Genomic DNA, 25061 nt, shown 5'->3' with positions numbered 1-25061 from the left:
ACACCGCCGAGAACACCGCTGAGGAGCACCAGCACCATGAGCACCAACCCCGCCTTCACCGCACCGCCGACCGAGACCACCCGGCCGGACCTGCAGGGCACCTTCGGCATGGCCGCATCGACGCACTGGATCGCCACCGCGACGGCGCAGTCGGTCCTGGAGCGCGGCGGCAATGCCTTCGACGCCGCCGTCGCGGGAGCCTTCGTCCTGCACGTCGTCGAGCCGCACCTCAACGGTCCGGGCGGCGACATGACCGCCGTGTACGCGACCGCCGAGGGGAAGACCCCGACCGTCCTGGTCGGTCAGGGCCCCGCCCCCGCGGGAGCGACGCCGGAGCACTACCGTGCCGAGGGGCTCGACCTGGTGCCCGGATCGGGTGCCCTCGCGGCCGCCGTCCCGGGCGCCGTCGACGCCTGGTTCCTGCTCCTCGCGGAGCGCGGCACCTGGGAGCTCGCCGACGTGCTCGCCCCCGCCGTCGGCTACGCCCGTGACGGCCACCCCGTCGCACCCCGGGTGGTCGCCACGATCGCGACGGTCCAGGACCTGTTCCGGGAGCACTGGCCGTCCTCCGCCGAGCGGTGGCTGCCGGGAGGCTCGGTGCCGGTCCCCGGGACCATGGTGCGCAACGAGGCGTGGGCCGCCGTGCTGGAGCGGCTCGTGCAGGCCGGGTCCGGTGTCGACGGGGACGACGGCGACGCGCGCGTCGCGCGCATCGAGGCCGCCCGCACCGAGTGGGCCGAGGGCTCCGTCGCCGAGGCCGTCGACCGCTTCGTGCGCGACCCGCACCGGCACGCGTCGGGCACCGACCACGCGGGCGTGATCCGGGCGTCGGACATGGCGGCGTTCCGGGCGACGACCGAACCCGCGACGACCGCGGAGTTCCGCGGGCACACCATCGCCAAGACCGGACCGTGGGGTCAGGGCCCGGCGCTCCTGCAGACCCTCCGGCTGCTCGAACCGCTCGACGACGAGCGGCTCGACCCCTCGACGGTCCTCGGCGCGCACACGATCGCCGAGGCGCAGAAGCTCGCGCTCGCCGACCGCGAGGCGTACTACGGCGACGGCGACGTCCCGATGGACGAGCTGCTGTCCGACGCCTACTCCGCCGAGCGGCGGGCGCTCATCGGCGACCGCGCCTCGCACGAGCTCCGCCCGGGGACGGTCTCGGTGCCCGGCGGGGCGCTGCCGCCGCTCCGCGAGTCGTACACGCCCCGCGGCGGACCGGTCGCCGGCGTCGGGGAGCCCACGGTCCCGGGAGCACGCGGTCAGGCCGTGGCCGCACCCGCCGAGGACGCACCCGACCACGAGGACCGCGGCGAGCCGATCGTGATGGAGACCGGCGAGACCCGGGGCGACACGTGCCACATCGACGTCGTCGACCGCTGGGGCAACATCGTCAGCGCCACGCCGTCCGGCGGGTGGCTGCAGTCGTCCCCGACGATCCCCGAGCTCGGGTTCTGCCTCGGCACCCGCCTGCAGATGACCTGGCTCGAGGAGGGCACGGCGACGACCCTCACCCCCGGCGCCCGCCCCCGCACGACGCTCACCCCGACGCTCGTCCTGCGGGACGGCGAACCGGTCGTGGCGATGGGGTCACCGGGCGGCGACCAGCAGGACCAGTGGCAGCTGCTCTACCTGCTGCGCACGATCGTCGGCGGGTGGTCCCCGCAGCAGGCGATCGACGCCCCCGCTCTGCACACGACGTCGTTCCCGGGGTCGTTCTGGCCCCGCACCTGGACCCCCGGCGGCCTCGTCGTCGAGGACCGACTGGGCGACGACGTCATCACCGGGCTCGAGGAGCTCGGCCACGTCGTCACCCGCGCCGGCGACTGGTCGCTCGGCCGCCTGTCGTGCGTGACGCGCGACCCCGACACCGGCGTCCTGGGCGCCGCCGCCAACCCGCGAGGAGCACAGGGCTATGCCGCAGGACGCTGAGAACGTGACCACCACCACCGGGGCCGAGCCGCGCCTCCCGTCCGACACCGGAGCCGACCACCTGCTGTCCGTGCGCGACCTGCGGGTCGCGTTCGGCGACCGCGAGGTGCTGCACGGCATCGACCTCGACGTCCGCCGCGGCGAGCGCGTCGCGATCGTCGGGCAGTCGGGCTCCGGCAAGTCGACGCTCATCGCCGCGCTGCTGCGGCTCCTGCCCGGTGCCGGCCACATCACCGGCGGGGACATCCGGCTCGGCGACGACGACATCGCCCACGCCGACGAACCGCTCATGCGCCGCGTCCGGGGCGGACGGATCGGACTGGTGCCGCAGGACCCGTCGACGAACCTCAACCCCTCGATGCGGGTGGCTGCACAGATCGCGGACGCCCTGCGGGCCGGCGGGCTGCGCGGACGCGCGGCGCTCCGCGAACGGGTGATCGCCCTGATGACGGAGGCCGGCATCCCCGAAGCAGGGCGACGGGCCGACCAGTACCCGCACGAGTTCTCCGGCGGCATGCGGCAGCGCATCCTCATCGCGGTGGCCCTCGCCCGGCAGCCGGAGCTGCTCATCGCCGACGAGCCCACGAGCGCGCTCGACGTGACGGTGCAGCGGCAGATCCTCGACCACCTGCAGACCCTGGTGGACCAGCACGGAACGACGCTGCTGTTCGTGACGCACGACCTCGGCGTCGCCGCGGACCGGACCGACCGCGTCGTCGTGATGCTCGACGGCGAGATCGTCGAGCAGGGCGCGCCCGAGGCGATCCTCCGCGACCCGCAGCACGAGTACACGAAGCGGCTCATCGCGGCGGCGCCCGCGCTGTCCGGGGTCGCACCGGAGCCGGTCGCGGCCGGCGAGCCGATCCTCGTCGTGACCGACCTGGTGAAGGAGTACAAGCTCCGTGGACGCGGTGCCGGCACGCTCCGCGCCGCGGACGGGGTGTCCTTCACGGTCCGCCGCGGCACGACGACCGCCGTCGTCGGCGAGTCCGGTTCCGGCAAGACGACCGTCGCCCGCGTCGTGCTCGGTCTCGAGACGCCCACCTCGGGCAGTGCCCTCGTCGACGGGCTGTCGATCGGCAGTGCGCGGGGTCGGGAGCGGCGGGACGTCCGACGGCGGGTGCAGCCCGTGTTCCAGGACCCCTACGGCTCGCTCGACCCGACCTCGACGATCGAGCGGATCATCGACGAGCCGCTCCGGGTGTTCGGGATCGGCGACCGGGCCTCGCGCACCGAGCGGGTGGCGACGCTGCTCGACCAGGTCGCGCTGCCCCGGTCCGTGGCGCAGCTCCGCCCGAACGAGCTGTCCGGCGGGCAGCGGCAGCGCGTGGCGATCGCCCGGGCGCTGGCGCTCGAGCCGGAGCTCATCATCCTCGACGAGGCGGTCTCGGCGCTCGACGTCCTGGTGCAGGAGCAGATCCTGACGCTGCTCGACGACCTGCAGGACCGGCTCGGCCTGAGCTACCTGTTCATCACGCACGACCTCGGGGTGGTCCGCCGGATCGCGGACGACGTCGTCGTGATGCGTCGCGGCGAGGTGGTCGAACGGGGCAGTGTCGCGGCGGTGTTCGACGACCCGCAGGAGCAGTACACGAAGGACCTGCTCGACGCCATCCCCGGGAAGCGTCTCGCCGAGGCGGCCGCGTGAGACGATCGGCACCGTGCTGAACGGGACGAGTGTCATCGACGCCATCCGCCTCGACATCGTCGCCGGCGTGCTCCAGCCGGGGACCCGGGTGACCGAGGCGTTCCTCGCCGACCGCTACGGCGTCTCGCGGGTCCCGGTGCGCGAGGCGCTGCGCGGGCTCGAGGGCGAGGGCTTCGTCGTGTCCCGTCCGAACGTCGGCTCCCGGATCGCCGACATCCCGTTCGACGAGGCCGACGACCTGTTCGCGGTGCGCGAGTCGCTCGAGACCGCGACGGCCCGCCGTGCCGCCACCCGCGCCCGCACCCTGTTCGACCAGGCGACCCCGCCCGAGGACTGGTGGCGGGTCCGCCGGGAGCTCGGCGCCGTCCTCGACGCGGGCGACGCCGCCGTCGAGCGCGAGGACCTCGACCAGCTCGTCGACCTGAACGAGCGCTTCCACCTGCTCGTCGCCGAGCTGTCCGGCAGCGCCACGCTCGCGACCCTGCTCCGGCAGCTCTCGCGGAAGATCGAGTGGCTCTACGCGCTCGACACCTTCTCGCGCGGCAAGCGGCTCTGGCCCGACCACCGGCGCATCCTCGCCGCGATCGACGCGGGCGACGTGGACGGGGCCGCCGAGCGCATGGCGTGGCACGTGCGCGAGAGCCGCATCGGCTACGCGGCCCGCTCCTCCCCCGAGCAGGCCGACGCCCTGCGCGAGGCCGGCCCCGCGGTCTGACGCGCCGGCCCGCGCGGCCGAGGCTCGCGCCCGCGGACACTTTCGTGGCCCGGTGGCCGCGAAAGTGTCCGCCCAGCCGAGCCTCGGGCAGCCGCGCCGCCCCGCCGCCCGCCGCTACAGCGTCGGGACGACCACCGCGCGACCGGACAGCTCGCCGGCCTCGAGCTTCCGGTAGGCCTCGAGCGCGTCGCGCAGTGCGAACCGCTCGACGTCGGGCTCGATCTGCCCCGCCCGGTACATCGCGACGACCTCGTGCAGGTCCTCGATCGTGCCCCAGTAGGTGTTCGTGATCGTCGACTCGTACGGCGTCGAGAAGAAGTTCCACTCGACGGTCCCACCGGCGATCCCGACGACCGTGAGCCGACCGCCGATCGCCATCGAGGCCTTCGCCGTCGCGATCGTCGGCGTCGCGCCCACGAAGTCGAACGCCGCGTCGACGCCCTTCCCGCCGGTGAGCTCGCGGATCGCAGCGGCCTGGTCGGGCCCCGCGGGCACGGTGACCGCGCCACGGGCAGCCGCCCGCTCCATGGCGTCCTGCTTGGTGTCGGTCGCGATGACCGTGGCGCCGGTGAGCGCCGTGAGGATCTGCACCGCGATCTGTCCGAGCCCTCCGAGACCCACGACGAGCACGTGTCGACCGCCGCCGGCCAGGTTCGGCAGCGCGGCCTTGATCGCGTGGTACGGCGTCAGGGCCGCGTCGCTGAGCGGGGCCGCCGCGATCGGGTCGGCGTCACCGAGCGGCACGAGGTTGCGCGCCGGGACCGTGACGTACTCCGCCATGCCCCCGTCACGCCCGAGGCCGATGGCCGCGTACGGGTTCGTCGCGGCGTTCTCGCAGTAGGTGTCCTGCCCCTTCGAGCAGTACGAGCAGTGCCCACAGCCGACCGGCCCGTACACGAGGTACGCGTCGCCCTCGGTGAACCCGGAGACGCCGTCACCGACGGCCTCGACCCAGCCGGAGTTCTCGTGGCCGAGCACGAACCCGGGGACCTGCGCGCCCGGCTGCCCCTCCCGGAACTCGCGGTAGACGGCGACGTCGGAGTGGCAGGCTCCTGCGCCGGCGACCCTGAGGAGCACCTCCCCCGGGCCCGGGACGGGCTTCTCGACCTCGGTCAGGACGGGGAACGTCTGGTACTGCTCGAACACGACGGCGTGCATGGGTGTCCTCCTTCGACGTGATCCAGACTACGCCCGTCGCTCAGGACGACACGTGTTGCTCGGATGGAGGCTCCGGCGCAGGCGCGGACACCGCTGTCGACGACCAGGGAGCATCCCTCCGCCCCGCGAACAACCCCCGGTCGAACCGCGCCCCGTTCGGCCGCGACGACCGCAGCACCATCACGGCGAGCACGAGCGCGCCGAACGGCCCGAGGCACACCATGAGCAGGATCCACGCCCCGCTGTGGTCGCGGTCGTGCAGTCGCCGGACGAGCAGGGACCACCGCGGGACGAACGTCAGCGCGAGCCCGGCCAGCACGGCGAGGTCCCACCCGGACGGACGGACGTCGCGGCCCGCTCCGATCCCCCACCACGAGTGCTCCGAGGACACCAGCCGGAACGTCACCTGCGGCGCCGGGACGATCCCGAACGGGTCGGCCGAGAGCGTCCAGTGCGACGCGAGACCGGCGCGCTGCAGGAGCCACCAGACGCCGAGCGCCACGGGGGCCTCGAGGAGCAGGACCCACCAGTACTCGGAACGGCTCGCCCGCCCGTGGAAGCGCCACCCCTGCGTCCAGAACCGCAGCCACGCGACGACCGGGCGCGCCCCGACGTCGACCGGCCCCTGGTCGAGCACCTCGCCCCTGTCCCCCACGTGCCCGATCGTAGGGCAGACCTGCGTCTTCCCCGTGAGCCGGTTGCGAGAACGAGCGTTCTCCGATTGACTACGACACGTCGGCCCGCAGCGGGCCGGACCCCCACACGAAAGGAGCGGCCATGCCCACGCGCACCGCACGCACCGCCTGGAACGGCGGCCTCAACGACGGTTCCGGCCAGGTCGAACTGTCCAGCTCCAAGGTCGGCACCTACGACGTCTCCTTCCCGAAGCGCGCGGCCGACGAGGCCGGCGGCGCCACCAGCCCCGAGGAGCTCATCGCCGCAGCCCACTCGGCCTGCTACGCGATGCAGTTCTCCGCGATCCTCGGCGAGGCCGGCGGCACCGTCGAGGCCCTCGACGTCAAGGCCGACGTCTCGCTCGGCCCGGACAAGGACAACGGCGGCTTCAAGCTGACCGGCATCACCCTCACCGTCAACGGCGAGGTCTCCGGCATCGACGAGGCCGCCTTCCTCAAGGCCGCCGACGAGGCCAAGGCCACCTGCCCGGTCTCGAAGGCCCTCACCGGCGTCGACATCGAGCTCAAGGCGACCTTCGAGCAGTAGTCGTCACCAGCAGACGGACGGGAGGCGCGGTGCCGGCTGGCACCGCGCCTCCCGGCCGTCCGTCGGTACCGTGGGCACATGCGCCGCCCCTTCCGCACACCGACCCACGTCGTCCTGTGGACGGGGGTCCTCGTGGCCGTCGTCGGCGTCCTGCTCGTCGTGACCGCCCCGGCGCCCTCGTTCGGCTGGTTCGCGTACGCACCACTGTCCCACGACGCCTTCGTCCCGGGCACGCGTCCGTGGCAGCTCGTCGTCGGCCCGGTCCTCGTGCTGGTCGGCGCCGTGGTCGCCGCGTTCGCCGGCGGCCGGCTCAGCGTCCGCCGCCGCTGACCGCTCGGGACGACCACCGGACGCGTCCAGCCGACGTCCGGGATCACGGCCGAGCGGCTGGCACCATGGACGGATGGCCGAGCAGTTCCTCCCGGGTGTCCCACGGCCCGGACGCCCCCCGCGGCCAGGCGTCCGCAACCTCGCACAGCACGACATCCGCGACGCCCGAGCGCGGCTCCGCGGCACGATCTACGAGGACGTGACCCCCGACACCCGGTCGCGCGAGCAGTACTCGCCCGTGCAGATCGTCGACTTCTGCCTCGACCTGGCCGAGGTGATGCTGGCCTCGGGCGCGGACACCCGCAGCGTCGAGACCGCCGTCGTCGCCGTGTCGACGAAGTGGAACCTCGCCCCGCTCGACCTCGACTTCTCGGGCAGCTCGGTGACGATCCAGTACGCCCCGTCCGACCACCCACCGCTGGTGAAGGTCCGCACGGTGCAGTCCGACGGCTCCGACCTCGACCGCCTGGCACGGGCGAACCAGATCGTGGACGACCTCGTGCACGGCGTCCGGGACATGACCAGCGCGGTGAGCGCCCTGGTCGCGGTGCTCCGGATGCCGCCACGGTGGCCGACGTGGCTCGCCGACGTCGGGCTGTCCGTGCTCGGCACCTCGATCGCGATGCAGGCCGGCGGCGGCTGGCGCGCGGGTGTCGGCGCGTTCGTGCTCATGCTCGGCATCATCGTGTCGGGCCGCTGGCTGACCGGGCGGGGCTTCCCGCAGTTCTTCGTCTCCGGCGCCCAGGCGGCGGTCGCCTCGGCACTCGGCACGCTGGCCATCTGGGGCGACGTGCTCACGGCGACCGGTGCGGCGACCATGGTGGCGGCCCTGGTCGTCCTGCTCCTGCCGCACGTGTCCCTCGTCACCTGGGCCCAGGACGCGATCTCCGGGTTCCGGTCGATGGCGGTGGCCCGGGCGTTCTACATCGTGCTCGTGATCGCCGCGATCGTGGTCGGTGTCCCGGCCGGCATCGCGGTGCTGCACTGGCTCAGCATCGAGGTCGACCCGACCGGGATCGTCCTGCGCCCGCTGCCGCTCTGGGCGTCGCTGTCGCTGACCGTCGTGTCCGCGGCGGCGAACTGCTTCGTGCAGCAGGCGAGCGCGCGGGTCATCCCCGTGGCGGTGGTCTTCTCGGTCGCGGCGGGTGCGTTCCTGTGGGAGCTCCGGCACCTCGGCATGCCGCTCCTCGGGGCGACCTTCGTGGCGTCGGTGCTGCTCGGCGTCCTGTCCACCATCGCGGCGGCGCGGATGCGGACGGCGGTGGCGGCGATCGCGGTGCCGGCGTTCTGCGGTGCCCTGCTGCCCGGTGTCGCCGTGTCGAACGCCCTGCTCAACTTCATGTCCGGCTCGTCCGGTGCCGCGCTCGACTTCGTGGCGGCCGTGTCCGTCGCCCTGGGGATCGGCGCGGGGCTCGTGCTCGGCGGCCTCGTCGCGACCCCGGGGGCCCGACGGGCACTGCGGCGGGCACGGCGGGTCACGGTGCACTCGGTCCACAACGACACGACCGCGATCCCGGTGCTGCGCGGGACCGGCTACGACCCGGGCAACGGCACCGTCCCGCGCGGACACCGCCCGCGCTAGCGGCCGAAGGACCGGACACGAGACTCGGGCTGGGCGACCGCCCTCGGCCGGATCGGCACGAGGAACGTCGCTCAGCCCGAGTCTCGGATCGCTCGCGCCCCACAGGGCGCGGGGCTCCGCGGGTCAGTTCGCGTCGGAGACGGCCTTCGTCACCGCGGTCGGCGCGTCGTAGTCGCCGTCCGGGATGCCCTTGAGGGCCTCGAGGACGTCGTCCGGTGCGCTCTCCTTCTCGGCGGTCGCGACGATGTCGTCCTTCGACGCGGGGTAGTCGATGCCGCTGAGGTACTTCTGGACCTGGATCGGGTTCGGTGCTGCCATGTCGGCTCCTTCGCTCGGAGCGTCCAGCAGTACGCCGGAGGTCCTGCGCACCGGCCGGGCGAGTGCGTCCCCCGGCTCAGATCTCCCAGCTGCCGCCGTCGCTCCACCGCGAGAAGCGGGCTGCGGCCTGCGGCTCGTACCGCTCCATCCACCCGCGCTCGAGCCGCGCCACCGCACGGTCGAAGGCGGGCACGAGGTCGAGGTCCGAGCGGAGCATGGCCTGCAGCTGCAGCCCCTCGTAGAGCGCGATGAGCTGCTCGGCACCCCGGCGCGGGTCCATCGTGTGGGGCGCCCGTCCGACGGCGATGTCGTGCTCGAGGCCGCGACGGATCTGCGACGTGAAGAGCTGGTAGCGCGAGCGCAGGTACGTGGCCATCGGGTGCGCGGGGTTCCCGGCGACGGACAGCAGGGCGACGAGGAGCCGCATGAGCGCCGGGTCCTCGGCGTTCGAGGCCACGATCGCCCGGAGCAGGTCGACCGTGGGGCCGCCGCCGACCTCGCGGGTGACCTCGTCCATCCGGTTGCCGTTCCACCGGTCGAGGGCCGCGAGCACGAGACCGTCCCACGAGGGGAAGTGCTGGTGCAGCTCGTCGACGGTGATGTCCATCCGGTCGGCGACCATGCCGGCGTGCGCCTCGTGGAAGGGCACGTCACGCAGCAGGTCGACGGTCGCCCCGACGATCGTGATCCGCAGGTGCAGGGTGGCGGCCGCGGCGGCTGCCGCCTGCGTGTCCGCACTGGTGTGTTCGAGCATCGTGCCCTCCGTCGTGCTGCGGACGTCCTGTCCGCTCCCCCATCAAACCGCAGACACGGGGGACACAGCAGCCCCGGTCCGGGTGTCAGCATGTCGGGGGACAACGACCGTCCCCGCAGCACCTCGTCGGGGTTCCGTGCGACCATGCCGGGATGCACCCGGAGGACCCCATCGCACAGGGACTCGCCACCATGGCGTCGGCGGGCTACGAGTTCGGCGGCGACGACGAACAGGTCGCGCACGACGTCCGGACGATGTGGCAGCAACTCGGCGCGCCCGAGGGCGCCTTCGACGCCGCGGCTCGGGCGATCGCCGGGTTGCCGCAGCGCCCGGAGGTCCCCGTCGCCGACCAGGCCCGGCGGCGGGCCTTCGAGCGCGCGGTCGGGATCAACCCGGTCGAGGTCGAGCTCACCGCAGCCATGTCGGCGCGGGAGCTGCTCGAGCGGATGGCGCGGTCCGTCGCCTGCTGAGACGACGGACGGGAGGCACGGTGCCAGCTGGCACCGTGCCTCCCGTCCGTCTGCGGCGTGCGCGCGTCAGGCGACCCGGCTCACGGGGTCGGCATGCCGCCGTCGACGTGGAGGGTCTCACCGACCACGTAGGACGACTCGCCGCTCGCCAGGAACACGAACGCCGGCGCGAGCTCGGCGGGCTGGCCCCAGCGGCCGAGGTAGGTCTCCTCGCCCGCGGACGGCAGCGCCTCCGGCGGCTGGCCACCGGCCGGCTGCAGCGGGGTCCAGATCGGCCCCGGCGCGACGGCGTTGACGCGGATGCCCTTCGGCGCGAGCTGCGCGGCGAGGCCCTTCGCCATGTTGTTCACGGTCGCCTTGGTGGCGGCGTAGTGCACGAGGTGCGGGGACGGCGCGTAGGCCTGGATGGACGTCGTGTTGATGATCGTCGAGCCGGGCTGCAGGTGCGGGACCGCGGCCTTCGTGATGCGGAACGTGGCGTACGCGTTCGTCTTGAAGGTCTCGTCGAACTCCTCGTCGGAGATCTTCGTGATGTCGTCGACGTTCTGCTGCTTGCCGGCGTTGTTCACGAGGATGTCGAGCCCGCCGAGGCCGTCGACGGCCTGCTGGACGGCCTGCTCGCAGAACGCGAGGTCCTTGATGTCACCCGGGATCGCGACGGCCGTGCGGCCGGCGGCCTCGATGAGCCCGACGATGCGGTCGGCGTCCTCCTGCTCCTCGGGGAGGTAGACGATCGCGACGTCGGCGCCCTCGCGGGCGTAGGCGATCGCCACGGCGGCACCGATGCCGGAGTCGCCACCGGTGACGAGTGCCTTGCGGCCGGTCAGGCGACCCGAGCCGCGGTAGGTGTCCTCACCGTGGTCCGCGGGGACGTTCTCCGCCATCTCCTCGTCGGTACCGGCACCCGGCAGGTACTGCTCGTCGGGCTTCTTGTCGGCGTACATCTTCGTGGGGTCCTGCATCGTGTACTGGTCGATGCCGCCCTGGTCGTTCTGCTGCTCCGTCATGGCCTGGACGGTACGCACCCCGTTCGTTCCCGCCGTCCAGCCGGGTGTCCCCCGCGGTGCCGTCCTGACGTGTCCCCGAGGTCACGAACACGTGACGACCGGGCTGCGATTCGGTAACACCTGTCGTCCGAGCAGTCGGGAGGTCGTACGGTCGAGTGGTGAACCTCCGTCCTGCGCTCGCGATCGGCACCGCCGTGCTCACCGCCGTCGTCGGCACCGTAGGTGCGGACGCGAGCGGGATCGTCGCCGCGTCGCCGGCGTCCGCGGCCGAGGACCGCAGCGACCTCGTGTCGTCTCGACCCGCCGTGCAGGTCACCAACCGCGAACTCCGACGGGTCGACTCGATCGAGCTCGACGCGGAGTCCCTCGTCTTCCGCGACGGTGACGACACCGTCGCCGACGTCTCCATGCGCGACTCGCGGTCGACGGTGGACCTGCTCGGCCGCCTGCTCGGCACACCGTCCCGCACGCAGACCGCCGCCGGAGACGGGGGCGCGTGCTTCCCTGCCGGCACCACCTCGACGTGGGGCGGCGCGATCCGGGTCGCCGCGCTGCGGACCCCGGCCGCGGTGGGCAACGCCGTCGAGATCCGCGTGCTGAAGTCCTCGGTGCGCACCCGCATCGGGAGCCGCGTCGAGCTCACCGGGCCCGGCGGCGTGCAGGTGGGCGACGACGTCGCGGACGAGCTGCACGACGCCCCGGCCGCCGACAAGGAGTCCTACGGCTCCGGCGACGCGCGCGCGTGGCAGCTGCTGCTCGAGCCCGGGTGGGAGGCGTCGGACGACGACGGGCCCCGGTCCGAGCACGACGCCGACGCCGACACCCACGCCGACGAGCGCCACGGCGACGGCGACGACGAGCAGGGCTCGAACGGCGTGTCCGCGCTGACGGACGACACCGAGGTCACGGTCATCGGCGCTCCGATGCCCGTGCACGCCCGTCGCTCCTGCTGACCGCTCTCAGACGCGCAGGGTGGCGACCACGGGGAAGTGGTCGCTCGCGGCCCAGGTCTCGGGACCGTCGTGGTCGATCACGACCCGTTCCACCTCGACGCCACCGCGGGTCAGCACCCAGTCGATGCGCTCCCCGGAGTCGACCGGCGCCTGCCAGCCGTTGAAGGACGCGGTGCGGTCGTCGGGATCGCCCGCGACGGCCCAGGCGTCCTCGTACCCGGCGTCGGCGAAGACCTGCCACGCCGGCCCCTGTCCAGCCGGCTCGTTGCAGTCGCCCGCGAACACCACCGGACCCTCGACCGACCGCAGCCGCTCGACGACCAGGGCCGCGCTGCGTCGACGCACCTCGTCGCCGTGGTCGTTCTCCTCGTGGTCGAAGTGCGACGTCAGGAGCGTGAAGGCCCCGCCGTCGACGTCGACGAAGTGCGCGTGGTTCGCGACGCGGGGGTACAGGCTGCCCCAGGTGTTCGACACCGGCTCGTCCGGGGTGTCCGACAGCCAGAACGTGCCCGTGTCGACGGGGCGCAGGCGGTCGCGGCGGAAGAAGACGGCCGCGTGCTCGCCGGCGGTGCCGCCCTCGCGCCCCTGGCCGACGTCGCCGTGGTCCGGCAGCCCGGCGCGCAGCGCGTCCATCTGGTGGTCGAACGCCTCCTGGACGCACAGCACGTCCGGGTCGTGTCGCCGGATGATGTCCAGGACCAGCGGCAGCCGTGCGGGCCAGTCGTGGCGGGGATCCGGGTTCTTCACGTTGTAGGTCATCAGGGTGATCGGACGCGCGACGTGGCTCACCGGTCGAACCTACCCGTCGAGCCCCGTCAGTTGATGCAGACGCCTTCCTTGCCGTACGTCTTCACGTCGGTCGAGCTCGGCTTCGGCTCGGACGACTTCGACCCGTCGTCCTTCGGCGTCGCGGGTGCCGCGTCCTGCGTCCCGCCGTCCGCCGGTGCCGACGAGGCACCGCCGGCGGGGGCCGGAGCGCTCACGGTCTTCCCGTCCGACCCGAGCACCAGGGTCACGCCGGTGACCGTCGTCGACCGGACCGCGACCGCACCGGGCAGGACGGCGGCGACGGCCTTGGCCTGTGCCTCCTGCCCCGCCGGGTACTGCACCTGGGTGGTCTTCGTCGTCTCCGAGGAGCCGGGGGCACCGGCCTGGAAGCCCCGCGCGGTCAGGTTCGCGCTCGCGGTGGCCGCGGCACCCTCGACCCCGCTGCCGTTCAGCACCGTCACGGTCGTGGACGCCGGCGCGGCGGCGGTGGCCTTCGTGTACTCCTCGGGCTCACCGACCAGGCCCTGCACGAACGCGGGGATGCCGACCGTGTCGACCTGGACGATGGACAGCGCGGAGCCGTTCACGGTGATGGTCGGCGTCCCGAGGGTGGGGATCGTCGCCGACTGGATGTTGCCCGGACGCAGGTCGCGCATCTGCGTCGCCAGGGACACCAGGTCGGTGTCGGTCTGGATCGACCCGCCGACCGCGCTGAGGATCGCGTTCATCTTGATCGGGTTGAGGAGGGTGCCCGCCGAGAGCACCTTGCGGGCCTCCTGCGACAGGAAGTACTGCTGGCGGACGTTGCGGTCGAGGTCGCCGTTCGGCAGGCCGTGCCGCTGGCGGACGAACGAGAGCGCCTGCTTGGCGTCGAGCTGCGAGGTGCCGGCGGGCAGGTCGACGCCGGAGTACGGATCGTTCACCGCCTCGTTCAGGCACACCTCGACCGGCCCGAGCTCCTTGACCACCTGGTAGAAGCCGAGCAGCGACACCCGCACGTAGTGGTCGATCGACAGGCCGCTGAGGTCTTGGATCGTCTGGATGAGCAGCTTCGCGCCGCCGGTGTCGCCACCGCCGTTGAGGGTGCCGTAGTAGAAGGCGCTGTTGAGCTTGCCCTTGCCGACGCCGGGGATGTCGACGTACGAGTCGCGCGGGAAGGAGATCATCGTCGCCTGCGTGCCGTCGGCGTTGATGTGCAGGACGATCATCGTGTCGGTGTTGGTCGCACCGCCGTCGCTGGTCGTGCTCAGCTCCGCCATCTGCTCGGGCGTCGCGTTGTCCGGCCGGTGGTCGTCACCGACGAGCAGGATGTTCTGGGCCGTGCCGTCCACGTCGTGGTCGCCCTGCGACCGCGGAGCGATCGCGTCGATCTTCGTGACGCCGTTGTTCAGGCTCGTGAAGGCCGCCGCGGCGTAGCCGCCCATCAGGACCAGGCCCATCGTCAGCACGCCGGCGATCGCGGGGAGGACGATCCCGCCCCCGCGCTTCTGGCGCCCGTGGCGCGGCGGCACGTGGCCGCGGCGTGCACGGCGCGTCGTCTGCTCGGGTTCGATGCTCACCCGGAAACCATAACCGCACAGCGTGGAACGGACAGGGAATCCGCTGAGGGTCGTGCGCGGACCCTGAGCGCGGTCAGTCCGCGCTGCGCGTGGGCAGGAGGTGGATGGCCTCCATCGCCAGCTCGGCCGCGATCGGGTCCTGTGCGAGCACGGCCGCGCGGAGCTTGTCGATCTCGGGACGGACCACGTCGGCCGGCACGAGCTCGGTCAGCTCGGGCACGCGCAGCTTGAACGCCAGGCCGTCGGTGGTCGCCCGGCACAGCTGCGCGAGCGAGGCGTTGCCGCACGCCTCGACCCACATGGCGTAGATGTCGGACCCCTCGCGGGCCACGTCGTCCATGTGCTCGCCGTCCACCCGCGCGGCGACGTCGTCGAGCACCGCGACGATCTTCTTCCGCTGCGCGGCCGTGAACCGGGGCACCGCGAGCCGCACGACACCGCCGTAGATGACGCCCAGCGTGCGGTAGGCGTCGAGGAGTTCGTCCTTCGTCGGCGCAGCGACGCGGGTGTAGCGGTTCGGTGCCATCTCGATGAGCCCGGCCCGCGCCAGCTCCGCCAGGGCCTCGCGGATCGGGGTCCGGGACACCCCGAGCCACGCGATCAGGTCGTCGTCGTTCAGGCGTTCGCCCGGCTCGAGCGTGCCGTCCATGATCGCCGCACGGATCTTGTCCTGCACGGTGTCACGGAGGAGCTTGCGTTCGGCGGCAGGCTGCGTCGAGGGGACTGGCATGGGACCAGCGTGTCACATGTGACGGCCGGTCCGCGAGAGGCGCGAGGGCCACCACGCGCGTCGGCCGAGGTCGTGCACCACCGCCGGGACGAGCAGCGACCGCACCACGACGGTGTCGAGCAGCACACCGAACGCGACGACGAACGCGATCTGCACGAGGAACAGGATCGGGATCACCCCGAGCGCCGCGAAGGTCGCCGCCAGGACGACCCCGGCGGAGGTGATGACGCCGCCGGTCGCCCCGAGCCCGCGCAGCACGCCCTCGCGCGGCCCGTGGCGCAGGCTCTCCTCGCGCACCCGGGTCATGAGGAAGATGTTGTAGTCCACCCCGAGCGCGACGAGGAACACGAACGAGAACAGCGGGACCGACGGGTCCGCTCCCGGCAGGTGCAGCACCTGGTCGAACACGAGCGCGCCGACCCCGAGGGCGGCCGCGAAGGACACCACCACGCTGCCGATGAGCACGAGCGGCGCCACGACGCTCCGCAGCAGGAGCATCAGGATGCCGAGGATCACCAGGAGCACGATCGGGATGATCACCGTGCGGTCGCGGATCCCGGTGTCGTCGGTGTCGAGCGCCGTCGCGGTGACACCACCGACGAGCGCGTCCGGCGACACCCGCTCCACAGCCGTACGGAGGTCGCGGACGGTCTGCTCGGCTGCCGACGAGTCCGCCGGTGCGCGCAGCGTCGCCTCGAGCAGGACGTCCCCGTCGGACACGGTCGGTCGGGCGGTGGGGCCGCTCGCGGCTCCGGCCGTGTCGCCGACCGCCGTCGTGCCGGACGGGCTGTCCGCCGCCGCCGCGACCACGTCGTCCACGCCGTCGACCCCACGGACCGCCGCGACGAGCCGGTCGAGGTCGCGCTCCGGGCCGATGACCTGCGCCGGGCTGCCCGAGCCGCCCGGGAAGTGGTCGGCGAGCACGTCCTGCCCGTCGCGCGCCTGGGACGCCCCGATGACGAGGTCGCTCTGCGGCACCCCGTCCGCGCGGAGTCCGACGAGTCCGGCACCCATCGCGAGCAGCGCCACCGTGCAGACGATCCACACCGTCCGGGCGCGACGGGCGACCAGGCGCCCGACGCGGGCCCACACGCCGCGGGCGTCGGCCCCGGTCAGCACCGGGTGCGCGCTGCCGTGCGCCGGGCGCCGCGGCCAGAACGCGGCACGCCCGAAGGCCATCAGGAGCGCGGGGAGCAGGGTCAGGGACGCGAGGAGGCTGAACGCGATGCCGATCGCAGCCACCGGACCGAGCGCCTTGTTCGAGTTCAGGTCCGAGAAGAGCAGGCACAGGACGCCGACGATGACGGTGCCGCCCGAGGCGAGGATCGGTTCGACGGACCCGCGGAGCGCCGCCCGGGTCGCACCCCAGCCCGTGCGGTGGTCCCGCAGGGCCTCGCGGAACCGCGCGGTGTAGAGGAGTGCGTAGTCGGTCGCGGCACCGATCACGAGGATCGACAGGATGCCCTGCACCTGGCCGTTCACGGTGACGACGCCCGCCTCCGCCAGCGCGTACACGACGAGGATCGAGGCGCACAGCGCGAACGTGGCCGTCCCGAGCACGAGGAACGGCAGCAGGGGCGACCGGTAGACGACCACGAGGATGACGAACACCGCGGCGAGCGCGACGCCGAGGAGCAGCCCGTCGATCCCCGCGAACGCCGCCGTGAGGTCGGCCGTGAAACCCGCCGGGCCGGTGACGTACCCGGCCACCCCGGTCGGGAGCGCCGCGTCCACGTCGGCCCGGATCGCTGCGACGGCGTCGCCGGGGTCGGCGGCCTCGGTGAGGGTGGCCACGATCTCGGCGGCCTCGCCGTCCTCGCTCGGGATGACCGGACTGACGCCCTGCACGTCGTCCCGGTCGGTGAGCGCGGCCGCGAGCTGCCGGGCGTCCGCCAGGTCGTCGCGGGTCAGGCCGCCGTCGCGCTCGAGCACGACGATCGCCGGGGCGCCCGACGGCTGCCGGAAGTCGGCCGCGCGCTCCTGCACGGTCGTCGCGTCCGCCGAGGCCGGCAGGAACGAGGCCTGGTCGTTGGTCGCCACCTCGCCGATCTTCCCGAACACGGGGCCGCCGACACCGGCGACGACGAGCCACACGAGGATGACGAGGGCCGGCAGGACGATGCGGAGGGAGCGCTTCACGTGGGTGAGCGTACATGGATCGTCAGCATGCTGACCATCTCGCGTCCGCGGCCCCGGTCGTAGGATCCCACCATGCACGATCCCACCGAGCAGTGGCCCCTCGGACGCCTGCTCTCGGCCGCAGCCCGTGCCGTCGAGCGCGAGTGGGACGAGCGCCTCCGCGCGGTCGGACTGTCCCACGCGGCCCTCGTCGCCATCGACATCCTGCTGCGCACCGGGCCGACCGGCGCCGACACCATCGCCCGGACCGCGCGCGTGCAGCCCCAGACGATGTCCCGGACGCTCGAACGGGCCGAACGCGACGGCCTCGTGGCCCGCACCGCACACCCGGAGGACCGTCGTCGGCGGGTGGTCTCGGTCACCGCGGACGGCCGGCGCGCGTGGGAGACCGCGCAGCACATCGAGCGCGAGGTCCTGCCCGAGGACGAGGGCCTGCGGAAGCGGCTGACCGCCCTCCTCCACAACAGTAGCGTCTGAAATACTGCATGTAGTAGGCTGCTCCGGTCGGCGCAGGGCCGACCCGACCGGCAGGAGTCCCGCATGCCCGAACGTCGCGCCGACCGAGCAGCGGCCGCAACAGCCGCGCCCGTGCGACGGCAGCGGCGACGGCGTCCGGTCCTCGTCGCACTGATCGCCACGGTCGGGTCGCTCCTCGGCATCGCCACGGTCGTCGCGGTCGTGGCGGCGACCTTCGTGGGCGGTCTCGCCCGGAGCTTCGACGAGCACACCGAGGTCCTGACCGAACCGTTCCCCACCGGGGCGCGTCCGTCGCCCACCGGGAGCGCCGAGGACATCCTGCTCATCGGGTCGGACTCGCGGGCCGCCCTCGACCCGGACGGCGACCACACGGCCGGCGGACGGTCGGACACCCTGATGCTCGCGCACGTCCCCGCGGACCGTCGCCACGTCTACCTCGTGTCGATCATGCGCGACTCGTGGGTGGAGATCCCGGGGCACGGCACCGCGAAGATCAACGCGGCGTACTCCTGGGGCGGCATCCCCCTGACCGTGCAGACCGTCGAGCAGCTGCTCGACGTGCGGATCGACCACGTCGCCGAGATCGACTTCGCCGGGTTCGCCAGCATGACGGACGCCCTCGGCGGCGTCACGGTGCAGTCCTCCACCGACTTCACGGCGCGGGGTCACCACTTCACGCAGGGACCGAACCACCTCGACGGCCAGCAGGCGCTGGCCTTCGTGCGCGAACGGTACGCCTTCTCCGACGGCGACCAGGCGCGTGTGCGCAACCAGCAGGCGTTCCTGCGGGGGGTGTTCCAGCAGGCGCTGTCCCGGGGCACCCTGACGGATCCCGGACGGATCGGGGACCTCGTGACCGCGATGAGCGAACACCTCGCGGTCGACCCGGGCCTCGACGTCCCGACGATCGCGCGCCTCGGGTGGTCGCTCCGGCACCTCGACGCGGACGACCTCGTCACGGTCACGATGCCGATCGACGGGAGCGGGACGTCACCGGACGGACAGTCCTTCGTCCGGCTCAACGAACTCGAGCGTCGTGCACTCTCGCAGTCCCTGCGGTCCGACGACCTGCAGCGGTGGGTTGATTCGCACGGGCGCTGACGCGCGAGCGGCGCCACGACGCACGAGGCCCCGTGGCGTCGTGCCACGGGGCCTCGTGCTGGATCGGGAGGTCGATCAGGCCGGGAGCTGGAGCTCCTGGCCGGCGTAGATCAGGTTCGCGTCGTCCACGGTCGACGTGTTCGCGGCCCACAGCTTCATGTAGCCACCGTCGATGCCCAGCTGCGTCGCGATCTTGTCGAGCGTGTCGCCCGACTTGATCGTGTAGGTCTTGCCGCTGGTCGGCACGGCGGCCGGCTTGCTCGGCGCGGAGACCGCGGGCGCGGCCGGGGTGGTCGCCTTCGGGGCGGCCTGCTGCTGCGGCGCGGCCTGACGCTGGGGAGCGGCCTGCTGCGGGGCGGCCTGCTGCTGCGGCGCGGCCTGCTGGGGTGCGGCCTGCTGCGGCGCAGCAGCCTGCGGGGCGGCTCCGGCGGTACCGCTCAGGCCGAGCTTCGCGGAGCAGGCGGGCCATGCGCCCCAACCCTGGGACGCGAGGACGCGCTCGGCCACGGCGATCTGGGTCGCGCGGCTCGCCGAGGCGGGGTTGCCCGCGCCGCCGTTGGCCTGCCAGGTGCCGAGGTTGAACTGCAGGCCGCCGTAGTAGCCGTTGCCGGTGTTGATGGCCCAGTTGCCGCCGGACTCGCACTGCGCGAGGGCGTCCCAGGTCGAGCCGGACGCTGCGTTCGCGGGCGCTGCCGCGAGGCCGACACCGGTCGCGGCGATGCCGGCGAAGGCCAGGCCACCGACGATGGTGCGGGTACGGGAAAGCTTCTTCATGGTTGATCGCTCCACCGGGACCACTGACCGACGGACCGCCGGAGCGGTCTCGGTCGCCACTGCCCGTCCCGACCGATCGCGGTCGAGTTGTGGGGTGCGCCTCCGGGGGCAGTGGACTGGTGCCGGCGGCGTCTGGTCGGCAACCATAGGAAATTCGTCACTGTTATCAAACCGAGACAATGGGTTCTACCGGTAGATGCTATGTACCCCGACAGTGTTCCTGTACGTCCGCATCGGTACGGCTGCGGCGATCGGGACGTACCCGGGTACGCGACCTTGGCAGTTCCCTGGCAATGCGGCGGACGGGAGGCCCGTGGCGGCCTGGCCGGGAGCCTCCCGCCCGCCTCCTGGTCACCGCCTGTTCACGCCCTGGACAGCAGCGTCACGGCTTCCAGGTGGCCGGTCTGCGGGAACATGTCGAGCACACGCGCGCGCCGCAGGCGCAGCGAGGGCATGCGGGCGAGGTCCTTCGCGAGCGTCACCGGGTTGCAGCTCGAGTAGACGACGTGCTCGACCGAGGAGTCCTCCAGCCAGCCCGCGAGCGTCTCGCCGATGCCCCGTCGCGGCGGGTTCACCACGACGAGTCCCGGCACGGCGTCGGGGCGTGCACGGAGCGCGTGCTCGGTGGCGTCGTCGGCGGCGAAGCGGACGTCGGTCAGGCCGGCCTCACGCGCCGACTGCTTCGCGGACCGGATCGCCTCACGACTCGTCTCGATGCCCGTGACCGCGCGGTCGGGTCGAGCGGCGTGCAGGGCGAACCCGCCGACGCCGCAGTACAGGTCCCACATCGACGCGGGCGCGACCTCGTCGATCCACGCGGACGCCTGGTCGTAGAGCTGGGCGGCCACGGCCGTGTTCGTCTGGAAGAAGCTCTGCGGGCGCAGGTGCATGGTGACCGCGTCGAAGCGCATCGGCAGCGTCTCCTGCTCCGTGAGCACCACCTCGCGGTCCCCCTCGGTGACGGCCTTGTGCTCGGGCAGCAGGTTCGCGGTCACCACGACGGCCTCCGGCAGCACCCGCCGCAGGGCACCGAGGTGGTCACGGAGCCGGGGCAGCTGGCCCTCCGAGCGCAGCACGAAGCGCACCATCAGGTCACCGTCGGGCGACTCCGTCACGAGCACGAACTTCAGCTCGCCACGGCGGGCGGCCACGTCGTAGGGGATGAGCCCGGCGTCGGCGACGAAGTCCGCCAGGATCGGCAGCGCGCGCCGGATGCCCGGCGTGCAGATCCCGCAGTGCCGCAGGTCCACCCCGCGCTGCCGGTGGTCGAGGATGCCCACCGTCGGCCGCTGCACGGTCCCACCGACGACCATCTTCGCCTTGTTCCGGTAGCCGGCCTCGGGGCTGGTGATCGCCGGGAGCCACTCGACGGCCCCCGGCCCCCCGGACGCCTCGACCGCGTCGCGCAGGAGTTCGCGCGTGCGGATCTCCTTGTCGAGCACCTGGTCGGCGTAGGGCTGGCCCATCAGGGTGCAGGACCGGCACACCCCGCGGTCGAAGTAGTCGCACTGCATGGCCGGGTCAGGATACGGCAGCGGCGTCCCGGGTCGTCGTCGCGATGCGGTACACCGACGTCGTCGCCGTGACGAACAGGGTCGTGCCGTCGTCGCCGCCGAAGCAGAGGTTGGCGACCACCTCGGGCACGGGGACGTCGCCGATGCGGGTGCCGTCCGGGGTGAAGACCGAGACACCGCGGTGTGTGGAGGACCAGACGTTGCCGTGCTCGTCCACGCGGATGCCGTCCGGCACGCCCTCGCCCGCACCGAGCCGGACGACGACCCGGCCGTTCTTCACCCGGGCGCCGTCGACGTCGTACGCCCGGACGACCGGCTCGTCGGACGACGAGCTCGCGACGTAGAGCACGCGCTCGTCCGGCGAGAACGCCAGCCCGTTCGGCTCGTCGGCGTCGAGGACGACCGGGCGGAGGTCCTCGCCGTCGGGACCGCACCGGAACACCCAGTGGTCGCCGTACTCCCGCTCGCCGGGGTGGCCCTCGCGCGGCTGCGTGATGCCGTAGGCGGGATCGGTGAACCAGATGCCGCCGTCCCCCGCGACGACGACGTCGTTCGGGGAGTTCAGCCGGCCACCGCCCCACCCGTCGACGATCGGCGTGACGACCCCGTCGCGGTCGCGCTCGACCCGTCGGCGTCCGTGCGAGCACTGCACGACCGACCCGTCGCGGTCGCGGGTGCGGCCGTTCGTGAACTCGACCCCGGCGGCGTACGTCGAGGTCTCGCCGGTGTCCTGGTGCCACTGGAGGATGCGGTCACCCGGGATGTCCGACCACCGGAGCGTGCTCGAGGACGGGATCCAGCACGGCCCCTCGGCCCACGTGCTGCCGGTCGCGATCCGGTCGAGGGCGCCCGGGTCGGGGACGAGGTCGGTCAGCTGCACGGGTTCTCCTTCGAACGGCGAGCGGGGTCAGGCTGCGGCAGCGGCCTCGCTGCGTCGGTGCACGGCCTTCTCGATCGCCGAGATCGCGAGACCGAGCAGGATCGACGCCACGACCGCGAGCGTCGTGACGAGGAACGGCTGCTCGCGGCTCCAGTGCCCGGTGGCGGCGGCGATCCCGACGCAGTACGCGGCCCAGACGACGTCGGCGAGCGCGCAGCTCAGCAGGAACCGGCGGAGGTCGAGGCCGCTGTCGGCACCGACGAGGTTCGTCGTCAGTCGGCCCATCGGGATGAAGCGGCCGAGGACCGCGATCCGGCCGGGAGCCTTGCGGTAGCGACCGTCGATGGCCTCGCGGGCCTTCCGGATCTTCGGTCGCGTGAACCAGGACCGGGAGCCGAGGTCTACCGAACGGGCCAGGCGCCAGAGCACGAGGTCGCCGAGCACCATGCCGACCGTCGCGGCGACGACGAGGAACAGCACGGGCAACAGACCACCGTCGCCCCCGACGAGCAGGGTGCCGATCGCGACGACCATCGCCTGGCTCGGCAGGAACACCGCGACACTGCCGACGGCGAGCACGAGGCCGACGGCGAGGAACGCCCAGGGGGTGCCGACGAGCTGGACCACCACGTCCTGCGCTGCGTCCACCGGTCCACCTCCACGGGCGCGGGGAGGCACGCCGGCACCCATCATCCCAGGTCGGTGCGGGGTCCGTGCTCCGTCCGGTGCACGATGTCGCGCATGGTGTCGGCTGCGCCGTCCGCGTCCCCCGCGGCGACCGCCCGCGCGAGCGCGAGGTGGAGCCCGACGTCGTGGCGGTCGGGTCGGATGCTCCCGCGCTCCCGGAGGGCCTCGCCGACGACCCGGTGCAGTCGGCGGTAGAGGACGTTGCCGGACAGGTCGAGCACGCGCGCGTGGAACCGGACGTCCGCGCTCGTGAAGTCGAGGCGGCGGTCCTGGATCGCGGCGGCGGCGAGCTCGTCCGCGGTGGCGAGCAGCGCCTCCCGTCCGGCCGCGCACTCGTCGAGCGACGCGCGTCGAGCCGCCGCGGCGGCCGCGAGCGGTTCCACGGCGGCGCGGAGCTCGCGCAGCTCGGCCGATGCCCGCTCGCGGTCCGGGCCCTGCAGCCGCCACCGCACCACCCGCGGGTCGAGGACGTCCCACTCCACGGCACCGAGGACGGTGATGCCGACCCGACGACCGGCGTGCAGCAGCCCGAGGGAGACCAGGACCCGGACGGCCTCGCGGACGATGCTGCGGCTCGCACCGGTCCAGGCGACCAGCTCGTCCGTGCTGCGTCGGCTCCCGCGGGCGAACTCCCCGGAGACGACCGCCGTGCCGATCGCGTCGAGGACCCGGTCGTAGGTGCTCGTCACCGCTGCGAGACGGGTGAGAGCACGAGTTCGTCGATCCGCACGTGCGCCGGCGACCCCAGCACGAACGCGACGGTCCGGCCGACGTCCTCCGGTTGGAGCATGCGCTGCCGCGCCGCTGCGTCGGGAACCTCGGGGCGCTGGTCGAGGAAGTCGGTCGCCACGTCGCCCGGGCAGAGGTGCGTCGCACGGACGCCGTGCTCGGCCTCCTGCTGGTTGAGCGTCCGGACGACCGACCCGAGCGCGGTCTTGCTCGCCGAGTACGCCACACCGGCGCCCGGCTGGAAGGACCACCCGGCGTAGGAGGACACCACGACGACGACACCGCCGGACGCCCGGAGCGCGGGCAGCGCGGCGTCGACGACGGTCACGACCGCGGTGGTGTTCGTGTCGAGGACCGCGCGGACGTCGGCGAGCGACTGGTCGGCCCACCGCCGGGCCGGGGTGTTCAGGCCCGCGGCCAGCACGAGGCCGTCGATCCGCCCGTGGTGTTCGAGCACCCGGTCCCGGGCGGCCACCACGGCGTCGGCGTCGGTGACGTCGAGCGGCAGCACCGCCGCGTTCCCGCCGGCGGCACGCACGGCGTCGGCGACCTGCTCGAGCCGGTCGGGGCGACGGCCGCTGAGCACGACCGTCCAGCCGTCCCGGGCCGCGGCGAGCGCGCTGGCCGCACCCATCCCGCTGCCGCCACCCGTGGTCCAGAGCACCTTCGCCGTCATGCTCGAATAGTAGGACCATTCGAGGCACGGGCGCCCACGGCACCCGGCCTCCGGAGAACGGGACCGACGAACCGGCCCGGTGAACGGGAGCGACGATGCACCTCGACCTGACCGACCGCGTGGTCGTCGTGACCGGAGCCGCCCGCGGCATCGGCCGGACCCTCGCCGCACGCTTCGTCGCCGAGGGCTGCCGCGTGGTCGCCCTCGACCTCGCCTTCGACGATGCGGCATCCCCCGGCGTCGACGAGGTGGTGTGCAACGTGGCCGACCCGGCGTCGGTCAGCGCCGCGATCGACGAGGTCGTCGCCCGGCACGGCACGATCGACGTGCTCGTCAACAACGCCGGCATCAACGTCACCGGGACCGTCGCGGAGCTGGACTGGGACGCCTGGCGCCGGTGCATGGACGTCAACCTGGGCGGCACGTTCCTCGTCAGCCAGGCGGTGGCGCCGGTGATGCAGGCGGCGGGGCGCGGACGCATCGTCAACGCGGCGTCCTTCGCGGCGATCGTGCCGAGCGTCGGCAGTGCGGCGTACGCAGCGTCGAAGTCGGCGGTCGTGGCGTTCACGCGCGTGCTCGCGTCCGAGCTCGGCCCGTGGGGCATCACCGTCAACGCCTATGCCCCCGGGATGGTCCCGACGGCGATGAACGGCTTCGCCGAGATGCCGACCGCCGAGCAGGACCGGCTGCTCGACACGCTGTCGCTGCGTCGGTGGGAGACCCCGGACGACGTCGCCGACCTGCTCGTGTTCCTGGCGAGCGACGCCGCGGGCTACATCACCGGCACGCTCGTCGACGTGTCGGGCGGGAAGTTGGCGACGCAGATCCCGGCGCGGGCGTACGGGCGCTGAGAACGGGACTGTCCGGCCGTTCAGGAAGTTGCCATCCGGCGTTCCGTAAGCTGTGAGGACCCAGTGAGCCGGACTGCTGCCCGAC

The 25061-nt window shown here is 73.1% G+C and carries 26 protein-coding genes; 11 read left to right on the top strand and 15 right to left on the bottom strand.

The window, feature by feature from the left end; genetic code table 11:
- The first annotated feature begins 36 nt into the window (after window positions 1-36).
- The 3 genes from QUG92_RS12810 to QUG92_RS12800 are packed head-to-tail and all read left to right on the top strand — an operon-like array spanning window position 37 to window position 4298.
- The gene (locus QUG92_RS12810; RefSeq protein WP_259346171.1) at window positions 37-1935 is read left to right on the top strand and encodes a gamma-glutamyltransferase family protein; all 1899 of its coding nucleotides are present in this window, start codon (window positions 37-39) and stop codon (window positions 1933-1935) included.
- Entirely contained in the window at window positions 1919-3583 is a 1665-nt protein-coding gene (locus QUG92_RS12805) for a dipeptide ABC transporter ATP-binding protein (RefSeq protein WP_434533051.1), read from the top strand. Before QUG92_RS12810 ends, QUG92_RS12805 begins: the two co-directional genes overlap by 17 nt.
- Before the next feature lie 13 nt (window positions 3584-3596).
- Window positions 3597-4298 carry a GntR family transcriptional regulator gene (locus tag QUG92_RS12800; RefSeq protein ID WP_259346172.1) on the top strand — a complete coding sequence of 234 codons (702 nt, stop codon included), beginning with the start codon at window positions 3597-3599 and terminating at the stop codon, window positions 4296-4298.
- A gap of 114 nt (window positions 4299-4412) precedes the next feature.
- Here QUG92_RS12800 and QUG92_RS12795 read toward each other — a convergent pair whose 3' ends face one another.
- Window positions 4413-5456 carry an NAD(P)-dependent alcohol dehydrogenase gene (locus QUG92_RS12795; protein WP_289459322.1) on the bottom strand — a complete coding sequence of 348 codons (1044 nt, stop codon included), beginning with the start codon at window positions 5454-5456 and terminating at the stop codon, window positions 4413-4415.
- Window positions 5457-5496: 40 nt separating this feature from the next.
- Window positions 5497-6111, bottom strand: coding sequence for a DUF805 domain-containing protein (locus QUG92_RS12790; RefSeq protein ID WP_289459321.1), 615 nt, complete (start codon window positions 6109-6111; stop codon window positions 5497-5499).
- 122 nt (window positions 6112-6233) lie between these two features.
- Between QUG92_RS12790 and QUG92_RS12785 the strand changes: the two genes are divergently transcribed.
- The 3 genes from QUG92_RS12785 (at window position 6234) to QUG92_RS12775 (ending at window position 8589) form a co-directional block, all read left to right on the top strand.
- Entirely contained in the window at window positions 6234-6677 is a 444-nt protein-coding gene (locus tag QUG92_RS12785; RefSeq protein WP_069711898.1) for an OsmC family protein, read from the top strand.
- A 78-nt stretch (window positions 6678-6755) separates the two neighbouring features.
- On the top strand, window positions 6756-7007 hold the full coding sequence (locus QUG92_RS12780) for a hypothetical protein (RefSeq protein WP_182046879.1): 252 nt from the start codon (window positions 6756-6758) through the stop codon (window positions 7005-7007).
- Between the two features lie 73 nt (window positions 7008-7080).
- Window positions 7081-8589: a threonine/serine exporter family protein gene (locus QUG92_RS12775; RefSeq protein WP_182046880.1), complete on the top strand. Its 1509-nt coding sequence runs from the start codon at window positions 7081-7083 to the stop codon at window positions 8587-8589.
- 123 nt (window positions 8590-8712) lie between these two features.
- Here the strand turns inward: QUG92_RS12775 and QUG92_RS12770 are convergent, their stop codons facing one another.
- Window positions 8713-8907, bottom strand: coding sequence for a DUF2795 domain-containing protein (locus QUG92_RS12770; RefSeq protein WP_069711895.1), 195 nt, complete (start codon window positions 8905-8907; stop codon window positions 8713-8715).
- A gap of 76 nt (window positions 8908-8983) precedes the next feature.
- Window positions 8984-9661 (bottom strand): TetR/AcrR family transcriptional regulator, encoded by a 678-nt coding sequence (locus tag QUG92_RS12765; protein ID WP_069711894.1) that lies wholly within the window; start codon window positions 9659-9661, stop codon window positions 8984-8986.
- A gap of 152 nt (window positions 9662-9813) precedes the next feature.
- Here QUG92_RS12765 and QUG92_RS12760 point away from each other — a divergent pair, with 152 nt between their 5' ends.
- Complete coding sequence (locus tag QUG92_RS12760) at window positions 9814-10131, top strand: hypothetical protein (protein ID WP_069711893.1); 318 nt, start codon at window positions 9814-9816, stop codon at window positions 10129-10131.
- An 80-nt stretch (window positions 10132-10211) separates the two neighbouring features.
- Here the strand turns inward: QUG92_RS12760 and QUG92_RS12755 are convergent, their stop codons facing one another.
- On the bottom strand, window positions 10212-11138 hold the full coding sequence (locus QUG92_RS12755) for an SDR family oxidoreductase (protein WP_411469362.1): 927 nt from the start codon (window positions 11136-11138) through the stop codon (window positions 10212-10214).
- Window positions 11139-11296: 158 nt separating this feature from the next.
- On the opposite strand from QUG92_RS12755, the gene QUG92_RS12750 reads away from it, so the two are divergent.
- A complete protein-coding gene (locus tag QUG92_RS12750) occupies window positions 11297-12091 on the top strand; it encodes a hypothetical protein (protein WP_289459320.1) in 795 nt (264 codons plus the stop codon).
- Between the two features lie 6 nt (window positions 12092-12097).
- Here the strand turns inward: QUG92_RS12750 and QUG92_RS12745 are convergent, their stop codons facing one another.
- The 4 genes from QUG92_RS12745 to QUG92_RS12730 form a co-directional block, all read right to left on the bottom strand.
- Window positions 12098-12880: an endonuclease/exonuclease/phosphatase family protein gene (locus QUG92_RS12745; protein WP_182046882.1), complete on the bottom strand. Its 783-nt coding sequence runs from the start codon at window positions 12878-12880 to the stop codon at window positions 12098-12100.
- Between the two features lie 26 nt (window positions 12881-12906).
- Window positions 12907-14418: an LCP family protein gene (locus QUG92_RS12740; protein ID WP_289459319.1), complete on the bottom strand. Its 1512-nt coding sequence runs from the start codon at window positions 14416-14418 to the stop codon at window positions 12907-12909.
- A 73-nt stretch (window positions 14419-14491) separates the two neighbouring features.
- Window positions 14492-15148 carry a GntR family transcriptional regulator gene (locus tag QUG92_RS12735; RefSeq protein ID WP_289459318.1) on the bottom strand — a complete coding sequence of 219 codons (657 nt, stop codon included), beginning with the start codon at window positions 15146-15148 and terminating at the stop codon, window positions 14492-14494.
- Window positions 15149-15160: 12 nt separating this feature from the next.
- Window positions 15161-17287 carry an MMPL family transporter gene (locus QUG92_RS12730; protein ID WP_289459317.1) on the bottom strand — a complete coding sequence of 709 codons (2127 nt, stop codon included), beginning with the start codon at window positions 17285-17287 and terminating at the stop codon, window positions 15161-15163.
- A gap of 72 nt (window positions 17288-17359) precedes the next feature.
- Between QUG92_RS12730 and QUG92_RS12725 the strand changes: the two genes are divergently transcribed.
- Window positions 17360-17764, top strand: coding sequence for a MarR family winged helix-turn-helix transcriptional regulator (locus QUG92_RS12725; protein WP_289459316.1), 405 nt, complete (start codon window positions 17360-17362; stop codon window positions 17762-17764).
- A 63-nt stretch (window positions 17765-17827) separates the two neighbouring features.
- Window positions 17828-18865 carry an LCP family protein gene (locus tag QUG92_RS12720; protein ID WP_289459315.1) on the top strand — a complete coding sequence of 346 codons (1038 nt, stop codon included), beginning with the start codon at window positions 17828-17830 and terminating at the stop codon, window positions 18863-18865.
- A 75-nt stretch (window positions 18866-18940) separates the two neighbouring features.
- Here the strand turns inward: QUG92_RS12720 and QUG92_RS12715 are convergent, their stop codons facing one another.
- The 6 genes from QUG92_RS12715 to QUG92_RS12690 form a co-directional block, all read right to left on the bottom strand.
- The gene (locus tag QUG92_RS12715) at window positions 18941-19639 is read right to left on the bottom strand and encodes a LysM peptidoglycan-binding domain-containing protein (protein ID WP_069712052.1); all 699 of its coding nucleotides are present in this window, start codon (window positions 19637-19639) and stop codon (window positions 18941-18943) included.
- A gap of 362 nt (window positions 19640-20001) precedes the next feature.
- Complete coding sequence (rlmC, locus tag QUG92_RS12710; RefSeq protein WP_289459314.1) at window positions 20002-21153, bottom strand: 23S rRNA (uracil(747)-C(5))-methyltransferase RlmC; 1152 nt, start codon at window positions 21151-21153, stop codon at window positions 20002-20004.
- A 7-nt stretch (window positions 21154-21160) separates the two neighbouring features.
- Window positions 21161-22027, bottom strand: coding sequence for an SMP-30/gluconolactonase/LRE family protein (locus QUG92_RS12705; RefSeq protein WP_289459352.1), 867 nt, complete (start codon window positions 22025-22027; stop codon window positions 21161-21163).
- Window positions 22028-22060: 33 nt separating this feature from the next.
- The gene (locus tag QUG92_RS12700; protein ID WP_182046890.1) at window positions 22061-22681 is read right to left on the bottom strand and encodes a DedA family protein; all 621 of its coding nucleotides are present in this window, start codon (window positions 22679-22681) and stop codon (window positions 22061-22063) included.
- A gap of 41 nt (window positions 22682-22722) precedes the next feature.
- Window positions 22723-23409, bottom strand: coding sequence for a FadR/GntR family transcriptional regulator (locus QUG92_RS12695; protein WP_289459313.1), 687 nt, complete (start codon window positions 23407-23409; stop codon window positions 22723-22725).
- A complete protein-coding gene (locus tag QUG92_RS12690) occupies window positions 23406-24125 on the bottom strand; it encodes an SDR family oxidoreductase (RefSeq protein WP_289459312.1) in 720 nt (239 codons plus the stop codon). Before QUG92_RS12690 ends, QUG92_RS12695 begins: the two co-directional genes overlap by 4 nt.
- A 95-nt stretch (window positions 24126-24220) precedes the next feature.
- Between QUG92_RS12690 and QUG92_RS12685 the strand changes: the two genes are divergently transcribed.
- A complete protein-coding gene (locus QUG92_RS12685; RefSeq protein WP_289459311.1) occupies window positions 24221-24976 on the top strand; it encodes an SDR family NAD(P)-dependent oxidoreductase in 756 nt (251 codons plus the stop codon).
- Window positions 24977-25061 lie beyond the last annotated feature (85 nt).

It is taken from the genome of Curtobacterium citri (assembly GCF_030362955.1).
In the GTDB taxonomy this organism is placed as follows: domain Bacteria; phylum Actinomycetota; class Actinomycetes; order Actinomycetales; family Microbacteriaceae; genus Curtobacterium; species Curtobacterium citri.
Note: the sequence above shows the minus strand (reverse complement) of the source record. Positions and strands in the feature narration are given on the sequence as shown.